Raw genomic sequence first — 19,079 nt, 5'->3', positions numbered from 1 at the left:
GCCCGAGCACGGCGGGGCATTGTTCGGTCACCCCGCTATATCAGCCAACCAAGCTCATCACAGCTGCCGAAATCCCTACACCGCAAAAAATCTCGGCCCGCTGGGGCAACTACATCAGCGAGTTCCCAGGGCGGACATGACGCGGAGTCTGTGTGAGCCGTCGAACGTCGCTTGGCGGCACTGCCGACGAACTGGCCTAAGCGAGACCTCTTGGCCGGGACTGTGGCGTTGGCACTTCTCTTGGCTGCCTACTCGCGCCGTAGCCGGGACTCGACGAACTTTTCGAGTTGTTCCCATTCGCGTACCGCTTTGGCATACGGGGCTGCCGGCTTGCTGACCGAGTCTGGATCCAGCACGTGGGCGATCAATTTTCCCAGTGGCTTGCCGGGGTCAAGCGCCTTGTCGACCGTGCTTTCCTCGGAGTAGTCACCGATGTCGCGGAGCACCTCGACGGCCAGGTCCAGCTGATCACGATCCACCGCGTCGGGGCCGTCGGCGAAATCGTCGACCAGACCGCTGAGCACATAGACGTTGTCGGCAGTGACATCCACCGCCAGCGAACCGTCGGTGGCCGCGGTACGGATGTCGTCGTAGGTGCTCAGATCCGACAAGTCATGGTCGTGCTCGTCGGCTAGGTAGCGGGCCAGCGCTCGTTCTGAGCCGAACACGCTGATTCGGCCATTGCGGCCTAAGAAGATAGGGCGATCGTCGAGGTAGCAGCGCAGGGTGAAAAAGGTACCGCCGCCGGTCATGATCTGGATTGGGTCGATGCCGACTTTCAGCCAGAAGTCCTCGTCACTACCCAAGACGGCGGTGTCACCGGCCGCGCGGGGTTCATCGGCATCGGCCTCGTCGTCGGCTTCTTCGACGGCTTCCTCCTCGGCGTCCTCGGAGTCCGCGTCGGTCGGTTCGTCTGACTCGTCGACAGCTTCGGTGTCCGAAGCCTCCGCCTCAGGCTCTTCGCGCTCCTCTTCCAGCTCCTCGGCAGCCTCGGCCGAGAGGTCGGCGTCAACCTCTGGAACGGTGACGATGTCGTCGATGGACTGCAGCACGTCGTCCCAGCTGCGCCCGATGATCTCGGCAATCGCATTCCAGCGTTTCTGGCCGGCCTTACCGGAGAAGTTGTCGATTCCGCCCGACACTGTGCCCAGCGAGGGATTGCCGTTGAAAAACTTCGAGACCGCCGCCAGCTCGCACACCGAGCCGATGGACGACACGATCCCCAGCACACCGGCCAACGCCGCCACCGACTCCTCGGTCGGTTTTTCAGCCACCAGCTCCTCGACGGCGACCAGATCGAAGCGTTTATCGTCGGGCGGATCGAAGTCGTGCGCGTGCGTTTCGGTCAGGTCCTGCCACGCCGGATGGTCCACCAGGTCGTTGTCGGTGTCGCTGCGCACGAAGGCCACCAAGTCGGCGATGCTCGCGAAGGCGTACAAGTCATCGTCCTTGCCCAAAAACGCCTCCCATTCGTCGCCGGAATCGCGCCAGCGCGGTGCCCACAGCGTGTAACGGTCACCGTCGGAAAGGCTCAGGCGGATGGGCACGAGGTCAGCAGCCATGCCGCACACAATAGCGACGCCTGGTCAGCGGGCCCGGGCCGGTAGTGGTTACTCGCCCCAAAGATCGGTGATAACCGGAGCATTCGCCGCGTAGCCCGTCCTGGATAGGCGGTACATCTGCTCCAGCGTGGAAAGCACGTTGTAGTGGCTGATGGTTTCGTCATAGGTACCTGGCTGTACGTGGGCGCCGTAGAACACTGTCGGAATTTGGTTGCGACTGCCGCCGTCGTCCTCGTCCCAAGTGACGATGAGCAGGCTGTTGTTGGCCTTGGCCCAGTTGGCGTAGGCAGCGAGGTTGCGGTTGAGCCAGGCGTCGCCCGCAGCGATGGTGCCGTCGTGCATGTTGTTGTCGGCGTTGGGGATGACGAACGACACCGTCGGCAGGCTGGCGTACCGCTCCGGCGTCGGAAACAACGAGAACGGCACGGACAATGTTGGCGGCACGTTGCTGAAGTTGACCCATGGCACGTGCTTGCGACCGTATTTGCCGGCACTGCAGACTGGTGAGCCCACTTCGGGCAGATCTTCAGCGAAGCCGACGAACGTGTGCCCGGCGGCGAGCAATTCGGAGGCCAGGTTAGGTGTTGTCCCGCCATTGACCGGGCAGGCGTTCGACTTCAGGCCAAAGGTGCTGCCGGCGAACAAGGCCAAGTAGTTCGGTTCGCTGGGATGCGTCTCGGCGAACGATTGCGCCATCATCGCGCCGTTGGCGGCAAGCGCGTTGATGAAGGGGGCCGACTGGTTGCCGATGATGGCGGCCTGCGAGCGGTTCTCCTCGACCACGATCACCACGTGCGCAAAGGTCGGTAAGGACGTCGCCGCCCATTGCACTCCGGGCGTCGGCACCCCTTGGCTCGGCACTGACACGGCGACCGCGCCGAACACCGCCAGGGCCCGATAAGACCTGGTCAGACAAATTCGCAGCCCCCGCACGCCGGAAAGTATAGGGGCGTCCCTGAGCCGCCGCGGTGACGAAAACAGGCGTGTCAGCAGGCCTGAATCTGATCGTTATATAGGGTCACACCCCGTGGATGTCCACGTGATCGACCATCCGCTGGCGGCGGCGCGAATGACCGTGCTGCGCGACGAGCGCACCGGCAACGCTGCCTTCCGGGCCGCGCTGCGCGAGCTGACGCTGGTGTTGGTGTACGAGGCCACGCGCGACGCGCCCACCGAACCGGTCGTGGTGCGCACACCGAGCGGGGAGACGATAGGGGTGCGTCTGGCCAAACCGCCGCTGCTGGTGCCGGTGCTGCGGGCCGGGTTGGGCATGGTCGACGAGGCGCACGCGGTGCTGCGGGAGTCGCACGTCGGCTTTGTCGGCGTCGCCCGCGACGAGAAATCGCACCAGCCAGTTCCTTATCTCGAATCGTTGCCCGACGATCTGACCGACCTGCCGGTCATGGTCCTGGATCCCATGTTGGCGACCGGGGGATCGATGACGTACTGCATCGGTCTGCTGCTGTCGCGCGGGGCGACGGACATCACGGTGCTGTGTGTGTGCGCGGCGCCAGAGGGCATTGCGGCGCTCGAGAAGGTGGCGCCCCACGCGCGGCTGTTCACTGCCGCCATCGACGAGGGGCTCGACGAGGCGGCGTATATCGTGCCGGGTCTCGGTGATGCGGGCGATCGTCAGTTCGGGCCCCGCTAAGCTGACCCCGTCACCAGCTCCGCACCAAGGACACCAACACCTCGAGCAGCTCCCGGGCCCGTCGGCGAGCAGGTGCCAAGTCACTGGTAACCGCGCAGCGAACCTCCAAGTAGCACTTTAGCTTTGGCTCGGTGCCCGAGGGTCGAACCACCACCCGGACCGAGGTGGCTGCATCGCCACCGGTGAAGACCAGCGCATCGGCGACCTCGGACATCGCTGCAGCAAACCCCCCCAGCCGATCCGGCGGAGCCGCACGCAGCCGGCGCAGCACACCGGCGGCCTCGCCGGCATCGGCGACACGACGGGGCACTGCGGCAACCTGGTGGACGCCGTGGCGCCGGGCGAGGGCGTCGAGCGCGTCCGGCACTGACCGGCTTTGCTGTTTGAGCGCTGCCACCAGATCGCATACCAATACCGCGGCGCTGATGCCGTCTTTGTCGCGCACCGCGGCGGGGTCGACGCAGTGGCCGATCGCCTCCTCGTACGCGTACACCAGGGTGCCGGGCCGGTCGGCGTCGGCGCGGGCCAGCCATTTGAATCCGGTGGGCGTCTCGACGTGCCCGGCGCCGTAATGAGCGGCAATCGCGGCCAACATTCGCGACGACACCACGGTGCTGGCCACTATCGGGATCGCGGGCTGGGGTTGGGCCAGCAGGTAATCGCCCAGCAGCCAACCGGTTTCGTCGCCGGACAGCATCCGCCAACCGGTGTCGGTGGGTATTGCGACCGCGCAGCGGTCGGCGTCGGGATCCAGCGCGATCGCGACGTCGGCGCGGCGGTCGGCCGCCAGGGCCAGCAGCGCGTCGGTGGCGCCGGGCTCCTCGGGATTCGGGAACGCGACGGTGGGGAAGTCCGGGTCCGGCGCGAACTGTGCGGCGACGGTGTGCACATCCGAGAAGCCGGCCCGCCGCAGCGTCTCGACGGCCACCGCACCGCCCACCCCGTGCATCGGGGTCAGGGCAACCCGCACCGACCCGGTAGAGCGGCGGACTCCGGCCGCGCGCTCGATGTAGCGATCGACGAGGTCGGTGCGGGCGGGCCCGACGGGTGTCCTGGCGATCTGATCGGCCGGGGGAGCCGCGGCCATCGCGGCTTCGATGCGGCGATCGGTGGGGGAGATGATCTGGATGCCGCCGTCGAAGTACACCTTGTACCCGTTGTCGGCGGCCGGGTTGTGCGACGCCGTGATCTGGATGCCGGCGGCGGCGCCGGTGTGGCGAACCGCGAAGGCCACGATCGGTGTGGGTACCGGGTCGTGCAGCAGTGTGACTGAAAAGCCCTGGGCCGCAAGTACTTCAGCTGTCGCAGTGGCGAAGGAGGTTGAACCGTGCCGGGCGTCGCGTCCGACGACGACCGATTGCGAATGCGGGTCGGGTCGTTGGGTCAGCACCTGTGCCACTGCCCAGCTGGCCCGCACCACCACCGCGAGGTTCATCGCGTCCGGCCCGGCGCGCACCGGTCCGCGTAGTCCCGCGGTGCCGAACCTCAGGGGGCAGGCGAACCGCGCTGCCAGCTCCGCGGCGGTGCATGCGGCGAGTTCGGCGGCGGTCGCCGGGTCAGGATCGTGGGCGATCCACTCCTCGGGCGTCACGGCTTAGATCCGAGCCACGCGCTCGATCACAGCGGCCAGCAGTGAGCCCATCCGGGCGGCCGAGGCGGCGCCGGCGGCAAGCACTTCGGTGTGGCTCAGCGGCTCACCGGTGATACCGGCCGCCAAATTTGTCACCAGGGAGACGCCCAGCACTTCGGCTCCCGCGGCGCGGGCGGCGATGGTCTCGTGCACGGTCGACATGCCGACCAGATCGGCGCCCAACGTGCGCAGCATCCGAATCTCGGCGGGCGTCTCGTAATGTGGCCCCGGCAAGGCGGCGTATACGCCCTCGGTCAGCTCCGGGTCGCATTCGCGGGCGAGCCTTCGCAACCGCGGCGAGTACGCGTCGGTCAGGTCGACGAACTGCGCCCCGACCAGCGGCGAGCGGGCGGTCAGGTTCAGGTGGTCGCCGATCAGCACCGGCTGCCCGACTTGCATCGTCGGCCGCAGTCCGCCGGCCGCGTTGGTGAGCACGATGGTGTGCGCCCCGGCCGCGCATGCGGTGCGCACGGGATGAACGACGTGCCGCAAGTCATGGCCCTCGTAGGCGTGGATGCGGCCGGCCAGCACCAGCACCCGGTGCTCGCCGATGGGCACGGACAACAGCTCGCCGACATGCCCGGCCGCCGTTGGGGGTGCGAACCCGGGCAGCTCGCCCTGGGGCAGCACGGTCGTGGGGGCGCCCAGCGCGGCAATGGCAGCGGACCAGCCCGAACCCAGGATTACCGCGACGCCGTGCTCACCGATTCCGGTGCGTTCCGCGATGACCTGCGCTGCGCGCTGGGCGAGTTCGTTGGGATCAGCCTGCGGGCCGCGCATAGGGGGCAGCCTACTCAGCGCGAGCAGACGCAGAGTCGCACGCGAGGCGGCCCCGCAGTGCGACTCTGCGTCTGCTCGCCGGTGAGTCCTATTGACCGAAGAAACCCGACTGGTCGGTGCCCCGGTTGAAGGCGCCCGAGTTTGAGCCGCCCCCTGCGTTGTTCAGGCCCGAATTAAAGCCGCCGCCGGAGTTGAAGAAACCTGACGTTTCACCAATGCTGCCTGAATTGAAGAAGCCTGAGACTATGGCGCCGGTTCCTGAATTGAAGAAGCCTGCTTTAATACCGCCAGCTCCTCCGCTTCCGCCCGAATTCATGACGCCTACGTGGGCGTTGGCGCCAGAGTTGAAGAAGCCGCTGTCGAGGCTCCCTTCATTCGCGAACCCCGTATTTTGATCGCCGGTATTGCGGAAGCCGGAGTTCTGGATGCCTGAGTTGAAGAAGCCGGAATTGCCATTACCGGTGTTTCCCCAGCCTGAGTTCGGGACCGCCTGGTCGACCGAGCTGCCGAAGCCGGTGTTCAATGCGCCCGAGTTGAACCCGCCGGTATTCGTGTTCCCCGAATTCCAAAAACCGGTGTTAAATCGCCCAGCGTTGAAGAAACCCGTGTTGTTGTCCCCTGAGTTGAAACTCCCCGTAACATCAATGCCGGAGTTAAAAGAACCGGTGGCAAACCCACCCGAATTAAAATTACCGACATTGAAGCTTCCGGCGTTTCCTACGCCCGTGTTGAAGTTACCTGAGTTCCCGAAGCCGGTGTTTCCGCCGTCGAAGAGGATGGATGAGCCGCCCGAGTTACCGAATCCGGTGTTAAGGCTGCCTGAGTTGGCGATGCCGGTGTTGATGGTGCCTGAGTTGCCGATACCGGTGTTTGTGGTGCCTGAGTTTGCAATGCCCCAGTTATTGTTTCCGGAATTGAAGAAGCCGATATTGCCGGAGCCGGAGTTGCCGAAGCCAATATTGCCGCTACCGGAGTTCAGGCCGCCGATGCCGATCTGGTTATTGCCACTGAGTCCAAAGCCAATGTTTCCGGACCCGGTGTTGCCGAAGCCGATGTTGTCATTGCCCCTGTTACCGAAGCCGATGTTGTTGTCGCCCCTGTTGCCGAAGCCGATGTTGTTGTCGCCGTGGTTTCCGATCCCCGTATTTTGGTTGCCGGTGTTTCCGTTGCCAAAGTTTTGGTTGCCAAAGTTTCCGTTGCCAATGTTGCCGTTGGCCGGCGTAGCTATTGGACCACCATTGCCGAAGCCGACATTATTGCTGCCGAAGTTACCACCGCCTAGGTTTCGGCCGCCAATGTTTCCGCTGCCCAGGTTCTGATTGCCGCTGTTACCGCTGCCGACGTTTTGATTGCCAATGTTTCCGCTGCCCAGGTTTTGATTGCCGCGATTTCCGCTGCCCAGATTCGCGTCGCCTTGGTTCCCGCTGCCCACGTTCAAGTTGCCGGTGTTGCCGCTGCCCACGTTGCCGGCACCCTTGTTGCCGATGCCGTTGAGATTTGGCAGCAGGGCCTGGAGCGGTGCAAGTTGTGCGGCCACCGTAGACGCCGCCGCGTGATATCCCGCCATCGCGGACACGTCCTGGGCCCACATCTCTTCGTAGGCGAATTCAGCAGCCGCAATTGCCGGCGCGTTCTGACCGAATAAATTCGACAATACCAAGGCCATGAACGCCTGACGGTTAGCCGACACCACAATGGGGTGGATCGTGGCAGCCAGTGCTGCCTCAAATGCACTGGTCACTGCTGTTGCTTGAGCTGCCGTACGTGCGGCCTGGCTCGCGGCAGCACCCAACCATGCCGCGTATGGTGCCGCCGCGGCCGTCATCGCCGCCGCTGCCGGCCCCTGCCACGCCCCGCCGGACAACCCGGATGTCACGAGTTCGAAAGCACGTGACGCCACCGCTAACTCTTCGGATAGACCACCCCAGGCCGCCGACGCCTGCAGCATCGGCTGTGCACCCGCACCAGAGAACATCAGCGCCGAGTTGACCTCCGGCGCCAACACTGAGTAATTCATCGTTCACCTGGCCTTCCGACGCAATTCGGCAAGCAGGACGGTCACGGCATCTCAACACGTACCTGCCGCCCAGACGGTCACTCGATAATAGTGTGAATAACACTTATTGACGCCCGTTTCGCCTCATTACGCATCGTGGCCGGACGCGACCGATGCCGGCTTATTTCCGTGTGCCGGCGCCTGCCCGAAACTACACGCGTCCGACCCCAACGAATCACTTCGAGAGGTAACGACAGACCCGCTGGCTTCCGCGGCCTATGACCGGAGTTCTCATTTTGTGGTGATGTCCGCGGAATTGAAGAACCCGGCGCGGGTTGCCAGGGGCGTTCCTGGTGCCTAGGGCCCCCGGGTACGTGGCTGTCGATGAGATACTGCGAGGATGCCCGCACTCAATGCTTCCGACAGCGCAGAGGAAGTGGTGCGGCGCCGTAGCGGTGAACTGGTAGAGCTGTCCCACGCGATCCACGCGGAGCCCGAGTTGGCCTTCGCCGAATACCGCAGCTGCGCCAAGGCGCAAGTCCTGGTCGCCGAACGCGGCTTTGCCATCACCACCGCCGCAGCCGGATTGGACACCGCGTTTCGCGCCGACTTCGGCGACGGACCGCTGGTGGTCGGAATCTGCGCCGAGTACGACGCGCTGCCCGAGATCGGACACGCCTGCGGTCACAACATCATCGCAGCCTCGGCGGTGGGCACGGCCCTGGCGCTGGCCGAAGTGGCCGACGACCTCGGCCTGACCGTCGCGCTGCTGGGCACTCCTGCCGAAGAGTCCGGCGGCGGTAAGGCGCTGATGTTGCAGGCCGGCGTCTTCGACGACGTCGCGCTGGCGGTCATGGCGCATCCCGGGCCGACCGATATCGCCGGGGCCCGATCGCTGGCGTTGTCCGAGGTCACCGTGCGCTACCGGGGTCAGGAATCGCACGCCGCCGTCGCGCCACACCTGGGGGTCAATGCCGCCGACGCCGCGACCATCGCGCAGGTGGCTATCGGCCTGCTGCGCCAGCAACTGGCGCCCGGGCAGCTGGCGCACGGCATCGTCGCCGACGGCGGGCAGGCGGTCAACGTCATCCCCGCACATACGACGCTGCACTATGCGATGCGTGCGGTCGAATCGGAATCGCTGCGCGACCTGGAAGGTCGGATGTTCGCTTGCTTTGCCGCGGGAGCACTGGCCGCCGGTTGTGAATACGACATCGACACCGCAGCACCCGCATACGCCGAGCTCAAGCCGGACCGCTGGCTCGTCGACACCTGTCGCGCGGAAATGTGCCGCCTCGGGCGCGAACCGGTCCCGCCCGCCGTCGAATCCACGCTCCCGATGGGTAGCACCGATATGGGCAACGTGACCCAGGTGCTGCCGGGGATCCACCCGGTGATCGGTGTCGACGCCGGCGGGGCCACCGTCCACCAGCGTGCCTTCGCGGCGGCGGCCGCCGGACCCAGCGCCGAACGCGCGATCGTTGACGGCGCAATCATGTTGGCGCGCACTGTTGTTCGTCTTGCGCAGACCCCCGAGGAGCGCGACCGGATGCTGGCGGCCCGCGATCAACGGGCGGCGGCACAATGAGCCTCGTCGATAGCGCCGAATCCTGGCTGGCTGCACACCACGACGACTTGGTCGCCTGGCGTCGCCACATCCACCGCTATCCCGAGTTGGGCCGCCAGGAGTTTGCCACCACCCAATTTGTCGCCGAACGGTTGGCCGACGCCGGATTGAACCCCAAAGTGCTGCCCGGCGGTACCGGTCTGACCTGCGACTTCGGTCCGGAGCATCAGCCGCGGATAGCTCTGCGAGCCGACATGGATGCGTTGCCGATGGCCGAGCGCACCGGCGCGCCGTACGCCTCGACAATGCCCAACATCGCGCACGCCTGCGGGCATGACGCGCACACCGCGATCCTGCTGGCTACCGCGCTGGCGTTGGCGTCGGTGCCCGAGCTGCCGGTCGGGGTGCGGCTGATCTTCCAGGCCGCCGAAGAGCTGATGCCCGGTGGTGCCATCGACGCGATCGCGGCCGGGGCGTTGGCCGGGGTGTCGCGGATCTTCGCCCTGCATTGCGATCCGCGGCTGGAAGTCGGCAAGGTCGCGGTCAGACATGGCCCCATCACGTCAGCGGCCGATTCGATCGAGATCACCCTGCATTCGCCGGGCGGTCACACCTCGCGTCCACACTTGACCGCCGACCTGGTGTACGGGTTGGGCACGCTGATCACCGGGTTGCCCGGCGTGCTGTCGCGCCGCATTGACCCACGCAACAGCACCGTGCTGGTGTGGGGCGCCGTCAATGCGGGGGTGGCTGCCAACGCCATTCCGCAAACCGGTGTTCTCTCCGGAACCGTTCGTACCGCCAGCCGTCAGACCTGGGTGGACCTCGAGGACATCATCCGCCAAGCGGTCCACGCGCTGCTGTCGCCGCTGGCGATCGAGCACACGCTGCAATACCACCGCGGCGTGCCTCCGGTGGTTAATGAGGACGTCTCGACCCGCATCCTGACCCACGCCATCGAAGCTGTTGGTCCCGACGTCCTGGCTGATACGCGACAGTCCGGCGGTGGCGAGGACTTCTCCTGGTATCTCGAGGAGGTCCCCGGCGCGATGGCACGTCTGGGCGTGTGGTCCGGCGAGGGACCGCAGTTGGATCTGCACCAACCGACCTTCGACCTCGACGAGCGGGCCCTGGATATCGGGGTGCGTGTGCTGGTCAACGTCGTCGAGCAGGCAGCCGCTTTCTGCTGAGGAGCTCCTAGGACCGCTCGCGGCCGAAGCGGCGCAGCCGCAGCGAGTTGGTCACGACGCTAACCGAGGAGAGCCCCATCGCGGCGCCCGCCACCACCGGATTCAACATGCCCAGCGCGGCCAGGGGTATCGCGGCGGTGTTGTAGCCGAAGGCGAAGCCGAGATTTTGGTAGATCGTGCGCAGGGTGCGCCGCGAGAGCTCAATGGACTGCACGACGCCGTCGAGCCGGCCGGACATCAAGGTGATGTCGGAGGCCTCAATGGCCACGTCGGTACCGGTGCCGATCGCGATGCCCAGGTCGGCCTGTACCAAGGCCGGGGCGTCGTTGACCCCGTCACCGACCATCGCGACGATCCGGCCCTCGGCTTGGAGCCGTTGAATCTCGGTGACCTTGTCGTGCGGCAGTACCTCGGCCAGCACTCGGTCGATGCCGACCTGTTTGGCGATTGCCGCGGCAGTGCGGGCATTGTCGCCAGTGATCATGGCGACATGCAGCCCCATAGCGTGCAGCTGGCGGACCACATCGACGGCGTCGTCTTTGACGGTGTCGGCTACGGCGAGTACACCCACAACCTCGTCGTCTTGCCCGACGAACACCGCGGTGCGGCCCTGCTCTTCGAGCTCCGTGGCCGCCGCCGCAAGATGGCCGGGTAGCAGCAAATCGTGCTCAGCGACGAGCTTGCGCCGCCCTACCACCACCGCTTCGCCGTTGATCTGGGCCCGCACTCCGTGCCCGGCGAGGTTGGCAAAAGCCGTAGCAGCCGGAATCTGCAACGCTCGCTCGCGCGCACCGGCGACAATCGCGGCACCGATGGGGTGTTCGGAGCCCGACTCGACCGCCGCGGCGAGCTGCAGCACCTGGTCAGCATCGCTCCCGTTGCCGGCAACAACGTCGGTAAGCCGCATTTGGGCGTGGGTGAGGGTACCGGTCTTGTCGAACACCACCGTGTCGATTTTCTTGGAAGCTTCCAGCACTTCGCCGCCCTTGACCAGGATTCCCATATCGGCACCACGGCCGGTGCCGACCATGATCGCCGTGGGGGTGGCCAGGCCTAGTGCACACGGGCACGCGATGATCAGCACCGCGATCGCCGCGGTCATGCCAGCCACTGGGTTGCCGGCGAACAGGCTCCACCCGGCAAAGGTCAGCGCGGCAACCCCTACCACGGCTGGCACAAACACCGCCGACACCCGATCGGCCAGCCGCTGCACCGGGGCCTTGCCGCCTTGCGCTTGCTCGACCAGGCGCACGATCTGCGCCAGCGCGGTGTCCGCTCCGACGGCGGTGGCCCGCACGGTCAGCAGTCCGTCGATGTTGACTGTGGCCCCGGCGACGCGGGCGCCCACCGCTTTCTCGACGGGTACTGATTCGCCGGTAAGCATCGACTCGTCGACGGCAGCACGCCCGTCAACGACTACACCGTCGACGGGAATCTTTTCGCCAGGCCGTACCCGCACCAGGTCGCCGACTCGAACCTGATCAACCGGCACCAGCTGCTCTTCGCCGTCGACAAGCAGCCGAGCCTCCTTGGCGCCCATCGCCAGCAACTTGGTGATCGCCTCCGAAGCCTTGCCCCGAGCCCTGGCCTCCAAGTAGCGGCCCAGCACCACAAAGGCGATGATCAATGCCGAGGTGTCGAAAAACAGCGGCCCACCGGCAAATAACTCGTACGTGGAGTAGGTGAATGCGGTCAGCGTGCCCAGCGCGATGAGCGTATCCATATTGGCGCTCGACGCCCGCGCCTGCCGTACTGCCTCCTTGAGAATCGACCAGCCGGCCACGAATTGCACAGGCACCGTTGCGGCCAATGCCAGCCACCCCGCCCACGGGGCGGACATCATCGTCAAGGCCGCCGAAGCCAGACCAAACGGCCAGGCCAACCAGACTCGGCGCAACCAGGTCCGCCGCTCATGCCCGGGATCTGCGCCCGGTGACGCATGGCACGACGCGACCTGAACCTGTCCACACGCGTCGTGGTTCCCGGCGGCATCATCCTGCCGGCCGAACAGGCGGCCGATGATTCTGCTTACCACGTCAGCGCTGCGCACCTCAGCTGAATGCGGCGCACGTGTGGGGACCAACTCTGCTGGAATCTGTTCGGCAGCAGTGATTGCCGACAAGACAGCCGAGGTATCGCAGCTATCGGGCGAGTACCACACCACCACCGATGCGGTTCTCGGATACGCATGAACGGCACGCACACCGGCCACCTTGGCGACGGTGTCCTCGATCGCCACCGCCCGCACCTCGTCGAAATGGAACCCGTTGGCATGCACTCGCATCCGGCCTGCCGCGTTGGAAACGACGCTCAAGGCGACATCGGGGCCGGGGCACGTGTCAGTGACCATGGTCGTGGCAGGCGTCAGGCACTGCGGACAGTGAAACCGGTTCTCCGATGCGCTCTTTGGCCTCGGCAAGCACATCGGCGAAAGTGAGGCGGGCGTGCTCAGAGCCTTCCTGAGCCTTGCGCTCGGCCGTGCGGATACCACGTAACCCCCAGGCGGTCGCGGTGACAGTCGCATCCCGCACGGGAACCTTCCCCACCGCCCTACGCAGCGCCTCATATGTCGCTGCCCCCACCACGCCGGTTACCACCGCGGGTACCGCCTTCGCCAATAACCCCTGCCAGGCAAGCATTAGATCTTTCCTTTCAACTATGTCCACCAGCATTGCGTAATTGTACTATACCCCTATAGGGTATCGGCATGATCGCTATCGACTCCGTTCACGGCAAATCCACAGGATGCAACGGTGGGTTTCGATAACTTTTCTTCTGTTGGCCGGCGCCTGGTTCGTCCTGTGGCGGTCCGCCGTTGCGGGGCCCTGCGTGACCGAATAATTAGCTGTTACAACGCCGCAATGATGATTGCCATGGCCTGGGCCTAAAACACCGACTCTAATGGCCTCTCAGGGTCGGGTAAGGCTTCCGAGTCCCCACCCGCCGACGGGGTCAGGCAGTCGTGCCCGGGCCGATGTTGCGAGCCGGGCGGGTGCGTAGGTCGTGCACGTAATCGGCTGGCGCGCCGGCGATTTCGGCAGCGTCTGCCATTACCCCCAGGTAGCGCGCCGACGGTAGCCCGCCCTCCCAGGCATCCAGCACGTACAGCCACGCCAACACGGGGTCGGTTGTGGTGTCCGAGGACAGTCGCTCCACCCGGCAGCGGATTTTCTGGTGGACACCGAACTCGGAGCCCTCCCAGCGGTCCAGGTTCATCTCGTCGGCGGGTGTCATGTCGTAAAGCACGACGAACACCCTGGAATCAGGGTCCTCGACGACGGTGGCCAATGCCCCTTCCCAGCCGATGTCCTCGCCCCCGAAGGTCAGCCGCCACCCCGGCAACCAGCCGGTTCCGGCCATCGGCGAGTGGGGTGCGCGCTTGAGCATCTGCTCGGGATGCATGTTCGATCCATACGCGGCGTAGAGCGGCACGGAGAAAGCTTAAACGTCACATGAACGGATGGCGTCCATCCGCGGGGCCGAACTCGGTGTGACGCACACCTCCTTTCTCGCACCACGGTGGCGGGTCCCGTCTGGACAACAGCGGCGGCCTAACGACGCGCTAGGTTAGGCCTGTGGTGACGCGCATTGTGATCCTCGGTGGCGGCCCGGCCGGCTACGAGGCCGCGCTGGTGGCAGCCACCGCACGCCCCGAATCAGTCCAAGTCACCGTCATCGACTCCGACGGCATCGGCGGGGCCGCGGTGCTGGATGACTGTGTGCCATCCAAAACCTTCATTGCCTCCACCGGCCTGCGCACCGAGCTGCGCCGATCGCGGCTCCTCGGCTTCGACATCCACATCGACGACGCCAAGATCTCGCTGCCGCACATTCATGCCCGGGTCAAAGCGCTGGCCGCCGAGCAATCGGCCGACATCACCACCCAGCTGCTCGGCATGGGAGTCCACGTCGTTGCCGGCCGCGGTGAGCTGATCGACCCCACGCCGGGGCTGGCCAGCCACCGCGTCAAGGCGACCCATTCCGATTCGGGGCCCGACGGCACCAGCAGCGAGCACGACGCCGACGTCGTGCTGATCGCCACCGGAGCCAGCCCGCGGGTACTGCCATCGGCCCAACCCGACGGTGAACGCATCCTGACCTGGCGGCAGCTCTACGAGCTGGACGCCTTACCGCACCACCTGATCGTGGTGGGCTCGGGAGTCACCGGCGCCGAGTTCGTGCACGCCTACACCGAATTGGGGGTGCAGGTGACGGTGGTGGCCAGCCGGGACCGGGTGCTGCCCTATGAGGACGCCGACGCCGCCCTGGTGTTGGAAGAGTCGTTCGCCGAACGCGGGGTCCGGCTAGTCAAAAACGCTCGGGCAGAATCGGTCAGCCGCACCGAAGCCGGTGTGTTGGTCACCATGACCGATGGCCGCACCGTCGAAGGCAGCCACGCTTTGATGACCATCGGGTCGGTTCCCAATACCAGCGGCCTGGGCCTCGAGCGGGTGGGCATTGAGCTGGGGCCCGGTAGTTATTTGACCGTGGACCGCGTGTCGCGGACGTCGGTGCCCGGTATCTACGCCGCCGGCGACTGTACCGGCCTGCTGCCGTTGGCTTCGGTCGCGGCGATGCAAGGCCGTATCGCGATGTACCACGCGCTGGGCGAAGGTGTCAGCCCGATCCGCTTGCGTACCGTCGCGGCAACGGTGTTCACCCGGCCCGAAATCGCCGCCGTCGGCGTGCCGCAATCGGCAATCGACGACGGGTCGGTGACCGCGCGGACCATCACGCTGCCATTGCGGACCAACGCCCGAGCCAAGATGTCGGGTCTGCGGCAAGGCTTCGTCAAGATCTTTTGCCGGCGATCCACCGGTGTGGTGATCGGCGGCGTGGTGGTGGCACCAATCGCCTCGGAGCTGATCCTGCCGATCGCGGTGGCCGTGCAGAACCGCATTACGGTCAACGAGTTGGCGCAGACACTCGCCGTTTACCCGTCGTTATCCGGGTCGATCACTGAGGCGGCGCGCCGGTTAATGGCGCACGACGATCTGGACTGATGGACAGCCCTGAGGCCCCGCACGAACTAGCCTGGTGGTGCAAACCCTACCGGCCAGTAATCGACAGGAGTCCCGTTTCGTGAGCAACCCGATCCACGCACCGCAAAGCGAGCAGTCCGCCGGGGCACTGGCACCGCAGCAGCGCGCGTTGGCCTGGGAGCGGCTGGGCGCCGAGCAATTCGACGTGGTGGTCATCGGCGGCGGCGTGGTGGGTTCCGGGTGCGCGCTGGACGCTGCCACCCGCGGTCTCAAGGTGGCCTTGGTCGAGGCCCGCGACTTGGCTTCCGGCACGTCGAGCCGCTCGTCGAAGATGTTTCACGGCGGCCTGCGCTACCTCGAGCAACTGGAATTCGGGCTGGTACGCGAGGCGCTGTACGAGCGGGAGCTGTCGCTGACCCGGTTGGCGCCGCATCTGGTCAAGCCGCTGCCGTTTCTGTTCCCGCTGACCAAGCGCGGCTGGGAGCGCCCCTACATTGCCGCGGGAATCTTCCTCTACGACCGCCTCGGCGGGGCGAAATCGGTTCCGGCGCAAAAGCATTTGACCCGTGCCGGGGCATTGCGATTGAGCCCGGGGCTAAAGCGGACCTCGCTGATCGGCGGCATCCGCTACTACGACACCGTCGTTGACGATGCCCGGCACACCATGACCGTCGCGCGCACCGCGGCCCATTACGGCGCGGTCGTCCGTTGCTCCACCCAGGTGGTCGCGTTGCTGCGCGAGGGCGACCGGGTGATCGGCGTGCGGGTTCGCGACTCCGAGGACGGCTCGATCACCGAGGTCCGCGGCCACGTCGTGGTCAACGCGACCGGGGTCTGGACCGACGAGATCCAGGCGTTGTCCAAGCAGCGCGGGCGATTTCAGGTGCGCGCGTCTAAGGGTGTGCACGTGGTGGTACCGAGGGACCGAATTGTTAGCGACGTGGCGATGATCCTGCGCACCGAGAAGTCGGTGATGTTCATCATCCCGTGGGGCAGCCACTGGATTATCGGGACCACCGACACCGATTGGGACCTCGATCTGGCTCACCCCGCAGCCACCAAGGCCGACATCGATTACATCCTGGGAACGGTCAACGCGGTGCTGGCCACCCCGTTGACGCACGCCGACATCGACGGCGTGTACGCCGGCTTGCGTCCCCTGCTCGCCGGGGAAAGCGACGAAACCTCCAAGCTGTCACGCGAACACGCTGTCGCGGTGCCGGCGGCGGGTCTGGTGGCCATCGCCGGCGGCAAGTACACCACCTACCGGGTGATGGCGGCCGACGCGATCGACGCCGCGGTGCAGTTTGTTCCGGCCCGGGTGGCGCCGTCGATCACCCAGAAGGTGAGCCTGCTGGGTGCTGACGGCTACTTTGCGCTGGTCAACCAGGTTGAGCATGTCGGCGCCATGCACGGTCTGCACCCGTACCGGGTGCGCCACCTGCTGGACCGCTACGGCTCACTGATCGACGAAGTGTTGGCGTTGGCGGCTGAGGATCCTGGACTGCTGAGCCCAATCAAGGAGGCCCCCGGCTACCTGCGGGTTGAAGCACTGTATGCCGTCATGGCCGAAGGCGCGCTGCACCTGGAGGACATCTTGGCCCGCCGGATGCGGATTTCCATTGAGTATCCGCATCGCGGTGTTGACTGCGCTCGGGAGGTGGCCGACGCGGTGGCACCAGTGCTGGGCTGGACCGCTGAGGACAGCGAGCGCGAGGTCGCAAACTACCAAGCGCGGGTGCAAGCCGAGGTGCTCTCGCAAGCCCAGCCCGACGATGTGTCGGCCGATGAGTTGCGGGCCAGCGCACCGGAAGCGCGTGCTGAGATTCTGGAGCCGGTGCCGCTCAACTGAGCGCATCAGGTTGACACGGTCAGCAGACGCCATGGCCGAGCGCAGATTACGTCGCCGAATCGCGTTCGGTGTGGATTGAGTCAATCGGGCAGCGTTGCTGACCGGGCGCTTGGTCCGTGCCGGCGAAGGTTGGTCGGAAAACGAGACGTTGTGACCCAGGTCACGCTACGATTTTCCAGCCGATGCTCGTGATGGCCGGCCGTCTGAGGTGGAAGTGGGTGCGTGATGGGTTTTGTGTTTGCGGCGCCGGAGACATTAGTGGCGGTAGCGTCGGATGTCGTCGGTATTGGTGCGGGCATCGGCGCGGCCAATGCGGCGGCGGCGGGTCAGACGGTGGGCGTGTTGGCGGCTGGCGCTGATGAGGTGTCGGCGGCGGTTGCGGCGGTGTTTGGGGCTTATGCCCAGCAGTATCAGTTGCTGAGCGCGCGGGCGGCAGAGTTTCATGAGCAGTTTGCGCAGGCGTTGCGTGGGGGCGGGTTCTCGTATGCGGCTGCGGAGGCCGCGAACGCTCAGCAGGTGCTGCTGGGTGTGATCAATGGGCCCACCCAGGCGGTGTTGGGGCGGCAGTTGATTGGTAACGGCGCCAATGGCGGGCCGGGGCAGCCGGGTGGGCCTGGTGGGTTGTTGTTTGGCAACGGCGGGGCCGGTGGGGCTGGGTTGGCGGGGCAGGTCGGCGGCTCGGGTGGCAATGCGGGGTTGTGGGGCAGTGGCGGAGCTGGTGGCACCGGGGGTAGCGGCGCGGCCGGTGGTGCTGGTGGTGCTGGTGGCTGGCTTTACGGTAATGGCGGATCAGGCGGTGTGGGTGGGGTCGGTGTGGCCGGCGTTAACGGGGGCATGGGCGGCTCGGGTGGTCTGGGCGGTAATGCGGGGTTGGTCGGTGACGGCGGGGCCGGCGGTATGGGTGGTACGGGCGCGGCCGGGGCCAACGCAGTCAATCCCACCCCCGGCCCTGCGGCCCAACCTGGTGTCTCCCCGCCGGACGCAACTGGTGGTAGTCCCCAGACTGGCGTGAACGGAGGCAACGGCGCTAACGGGACGCTGCTCACTCCCACCGGGGGCGCCGGCGGCGACGGCGCAAGCGCGAACACCAACCAATACGACGCTAGCGATATAGGCAGCGCCACGGGTGGCAATGGCGGCAACGGCGGCACCTCGATTGCCGGGGGGGCCGGGGCCCCCGGCGGCAACGGCGGCGATGCCACAGTCGCCGCTGGAGCCCCGAATAGCAACGACATATCGCTCATCCAGACCATCGCCGGTAACGGCGGTAACGGCAGCAACGGCGTGGCACCCGGCAGCTCCGGCGGCGCCGGCGGCAACGGCGGCAATGCCGATATCGAAGCTTCGTTCAATACCGTCTTTATTGAGGGAATACTAACGGCGAGCGGGTCGGGCGGTAACGGCGGAAATGGTGTTGATAGCCCCTTCTCTGGCGGCGCTGGGAGCGCAGGCGGTGCCGGTGGTGGGGGCGGGGCCGGGGGACTCCTGTTTGGCAATGGTGGTGCCGGTGGTGGCGGTGGCACTGGCGGCACGGGCGGCCTCGGCGCTGCTGGCGGGGCGGGCGGCGTCGGCGGCAATGCGGGCGCCATGACTACAGACGTCGACCAGCTTGTTGTCGGTGTAGACCAAACGGCCGGCACCGGCGGGGATGGGGGTGATGGCGGCAGCGCCCTTGGCGTCGGTGGCGCCGGCGGCGCCGGGGGTGTGGGCGGCAACGGCGGCGCCGCTTCGCCGCTGTTCGGCAATGGCGGTGCTGGTGGTAACGCCGGAGTTGGCGGCGCCGGGGGCGCCGGGGGCGCTGGGGGTATCGGCGGCAGCGGCGGTGCTGGCGGCGATAACACCGGAACACTCGTTGTCGAGGCCGGTGGG

Annotated in this window: 14 protein-coding genes; 6 read left to right on the top strand and 8 right to left on the bottom strand. The window is 66.3% G+C overall.

The window, feature by feature from the left end; translation table 11 throughout:
• Positions 1-248: 248 nt before the first annotated feature.
• A complete protein-coding gene (gene satS / locus F0Q45_RS07230) occupies positions 249-1,562 on the bottom strand; it encodes a protein export chaperone SatS (protein WP_149653295.1) in 1,314 nt (437 codons plus the stop codon).
• 48 nt (positions 1,563-1,610) lie between these two features.
• On the bottom strand, positions 1,611-2,507 hold the full coding sequence (locus F0Q45_RS07225; RefSeq protein ID WP_149653294.1) for an alkaline phosphatase family protein: 897 nt from the start codon (positions 2,505-2,507) through the stop codon (positions 1,611-1,613).
• A gap of 82 nt (positions 2,508-2,589) precedes the next feature.
• Here F0Q45_RS07225 and upp point away from each other — a divergent pair, with 82 nt between their 5' ends.
• The gene (gene upp / locus F0Q45_RS07220; RefSeq protein WP_149653293.1) at positions 2,590-3,213 is read left to right on the top strand and encodes a uracil phosphoribosyltransferase; all 624 of its coding nucleotides are present in this window, start codon (positions 2,590-2,592) and stop codon (positions 3,211-3,213) included.
• 10 nt (positions 3,214-3,223) lie between these two features.
• Here upp and F0Q45_RS07215 read toward each other — a convergent pair whose 3' ends face one another.
• The 3 genes from F0Q45_RS07215 to F0Q45_RS07205 all read right to left on the bottom strand — a co-directional run bounded on the left by F0Q45_RS07215 (position 3,224) and on the right by F0Q45_RS07205 (position 7,640).
• Positions 3,224-4,804, bottom strand: a complete 1,581-nt coding sequence (locus tag F0Q45_RS07215) for a phospho-sugar mutase (protein WP_149653292.1) — start codon at positions 4,802-4,804, stop codon at positions 3,224-3,226.
• Between the two features lie 3 nt (positions 4,805-4,807).
• On the bottom strand, positions 4,808-5,623 hold the full coding sequence (locus F0Q45_RS07210) for a purine-nucleoside phosphorylase (protein WP_149653291.1): 816 nt from the start codon (positions 5,621-5,623) through the stop codon (positions 4,808-4,810).
• 88 nt (positions 5,624-5,711) lie between these two features.
• Positions 5,712-7,640 (bottom strand): PPE family protein, encoded by a 1,929-nt coding sequence (locus F0Q45_RS07205; protein ID WP_149653290.1) that lies wholly within the window; start codon positions 7,638-7,640, stop codon positions 5,712-5,714.
• A gap of 379 nt (positions 7,641-8,019) precedes the next feature.
• Between F0Q45_RS07205 and F0Q45_RS07200 the strand changes: the two genes are divergently transcribed.
• Together F0Q45_RS07200 and F0Q45_RS07195 are read left to right on the top strand one after the other, a co-directional pair.
• Positions 8,020-9,207 carry an amidohydrolase gene (locus tag F0Q45_RS07200; RefSeq protein ID WP_149653289.1) on the top strand — a complete coding sequence of 396 codons (1,188 nt, stop codon included), beginning with the start codon at positions 8,020-8,022 and terminating at the stop codon, positions 9,205-9,207.
• Complete coding sequence (locus tag F0Q45_RS07195; protein ID WP_149653288.1) at positions 9,204-10,376, top strand: amidohydrolase; 1,173 nt, start codon at positions 9,204-9,206, stop codon at positions 10,374-10,376. Before F0Q45_RS07200 ends, F0Q45_RS07195 begins: the two co-directional genes overlap by 4 nt.
• A 7-nt stretch (positions 10,377-10,383) precedes the next feature.
• Here the strand turns inward: F0Q45_RS07195 and F0Q45_RS07190 are convergent, their stop codons facing one another.
• From F0Q45_RS07190 to F0Q45_RS07180, 3 genes are all read right to left on the bottom strand, one after another.
• Positions 10,384-12,660, bottom strand: coding sequence for a copper-translocating P-type ATPase (locus F0Q45_RS07190; protein WP_149653303.1), 2,277 nt, complete (start codon positions 12,658-12,660; stop codon positions 10,384-10,386).
• A gap of 55 nt (positions 12,661-12,715) precedes the next feature.
• On the bottom strand, positions 12,716-13,048 hold the full coding sequence (locus tag F0Q45_RS07185) for a DUF1490 family protein (protein WP_262490901.1): 333 nt from the start codon (positions 13,046-13,048) through the stop codon (positions 12,716-12,718).
• A 280-nt stretch (positions 13,049-13,328) separates the two neighbouring features.
• Positions 13,329-13,808 carry a gamma-glutamylcyclotransferase gene (locus F0Q45_RS07180; protein WP_149653287.1) on the bottom strand — a complete coding sequence of 160 codons (480 nt, stop codon included), beginning with the start codon at positions 13,806-13,808 and terminating at the stop codon, positions 13,329-13,331.
• A gap of 143 nt (positions 13,809-13,951) precedes the next feature.
• On the opposite strand from F0Q45_RS07180, the gene F0Q45_RS07175 reads away from it, so the two are divergent.
• From F0Q45_RS07175 to F0Q45_RS07165, 3 genes are all read left to right on the top strand, one after another.
• Positions 13,952-15,379: an NAD(P)H-quinone dehydrogenase gene (locus tag F0Q45_RS07175; protein ID WP_149653286.1), complete on the top strand. Its 1,428-nt coding sequence runs from the start codon at positions 13,952-13,954 to the stop codon at positions 15,377-15,379.
• 79 nt (positions 15,380-15,458) lie between these two features.
• The gene (locus F0Q45_RS07170; RefSeq protein WP_149653285.1) at positions 15,459-17,210 is read left to right on the top strand and encodes a glycerol-3-phosphate dehydrogenase/oxidase; all 1,752 of its coding nucleotides are present in this window, start codon (positions 15,459-15,461) and stop codon (positions 17,208-17,210) included.
• A gap of 225 nt (positions 17,211-17,435) precedes the next feature.
• The coding region (locus tag F0Q45_RS07165) for a PE family protein (protein ID WP_149653284.1) at positions 17,436-19,079 on the top strand (1,644 nt) is incomplete at its 3' end.

The organism is Mycobacterium simiae (assembly GCF_008370645.1).
GTDB lineage: Bacteria > Actinomycetota > Actinomycetes > Mycobacteriales > Mycobacteriaceae > Mycobacterium > Mycobacterium simiae_A.
Note: the sequence above shows the minus strand (reverse complement) of the source record. Positions and strands in the feature narration are given on the sequence as shown.

Bases quoted from the DNA above. Each gene is read 5' to 3' on its own strand.
- F0Q45_RS07200 (WP_149653289.1), top strand. From the start codon at position 8,020: ATGCCCGCACTCAATGCTTCCGACAGCGCAGAGGAAGTGGTGCGGCGC.
- F0Q45_RS07205 (WP_149653290.1), bottom strand. From the start codon at position 7,640: ATGAATTACTCAGTGTTGGCGCCGGAGGTCAACTCGGCGCTGATGTTC.
- F0Q45_RS07190 (WP_149653303.1), bottom strand. From the start codon at position 12,660: ATGCGAGTGCATGCCAACGGGTTCCATTTCGACGAGGTGCGGGCGGTG.
- F0Q45_RS07210 (WP_149653291.1), bottom strand. From the start codon at position 5,623: ATGCGCGGCCCGCAGGCTGATCCCAACGAACTCGCCCAGCGCGCAGCG.
- F0Q45_RS07185 (WP_262490901.1), bottom strand. From the start codon at position 13,048: ATGCTGGTGGACATAGTTGAAAGGAAAGATCTAATGCTTGCCTGGCAG.
- satS (WP_149653295.1), bottom strand. From the start codon at position 1,562: ATGGCTGCTGACCTCGTGCCCATCCGCCTGAGCCTTTCCGACGGTGAC.
- F0Q45_RS07195 (WP_149653288.1), top strand. From the start codon at position 9,204: ATGAGCCTCGTCGATAGCGCCGAATCCTGGCTGGCTGCACACCACGAC.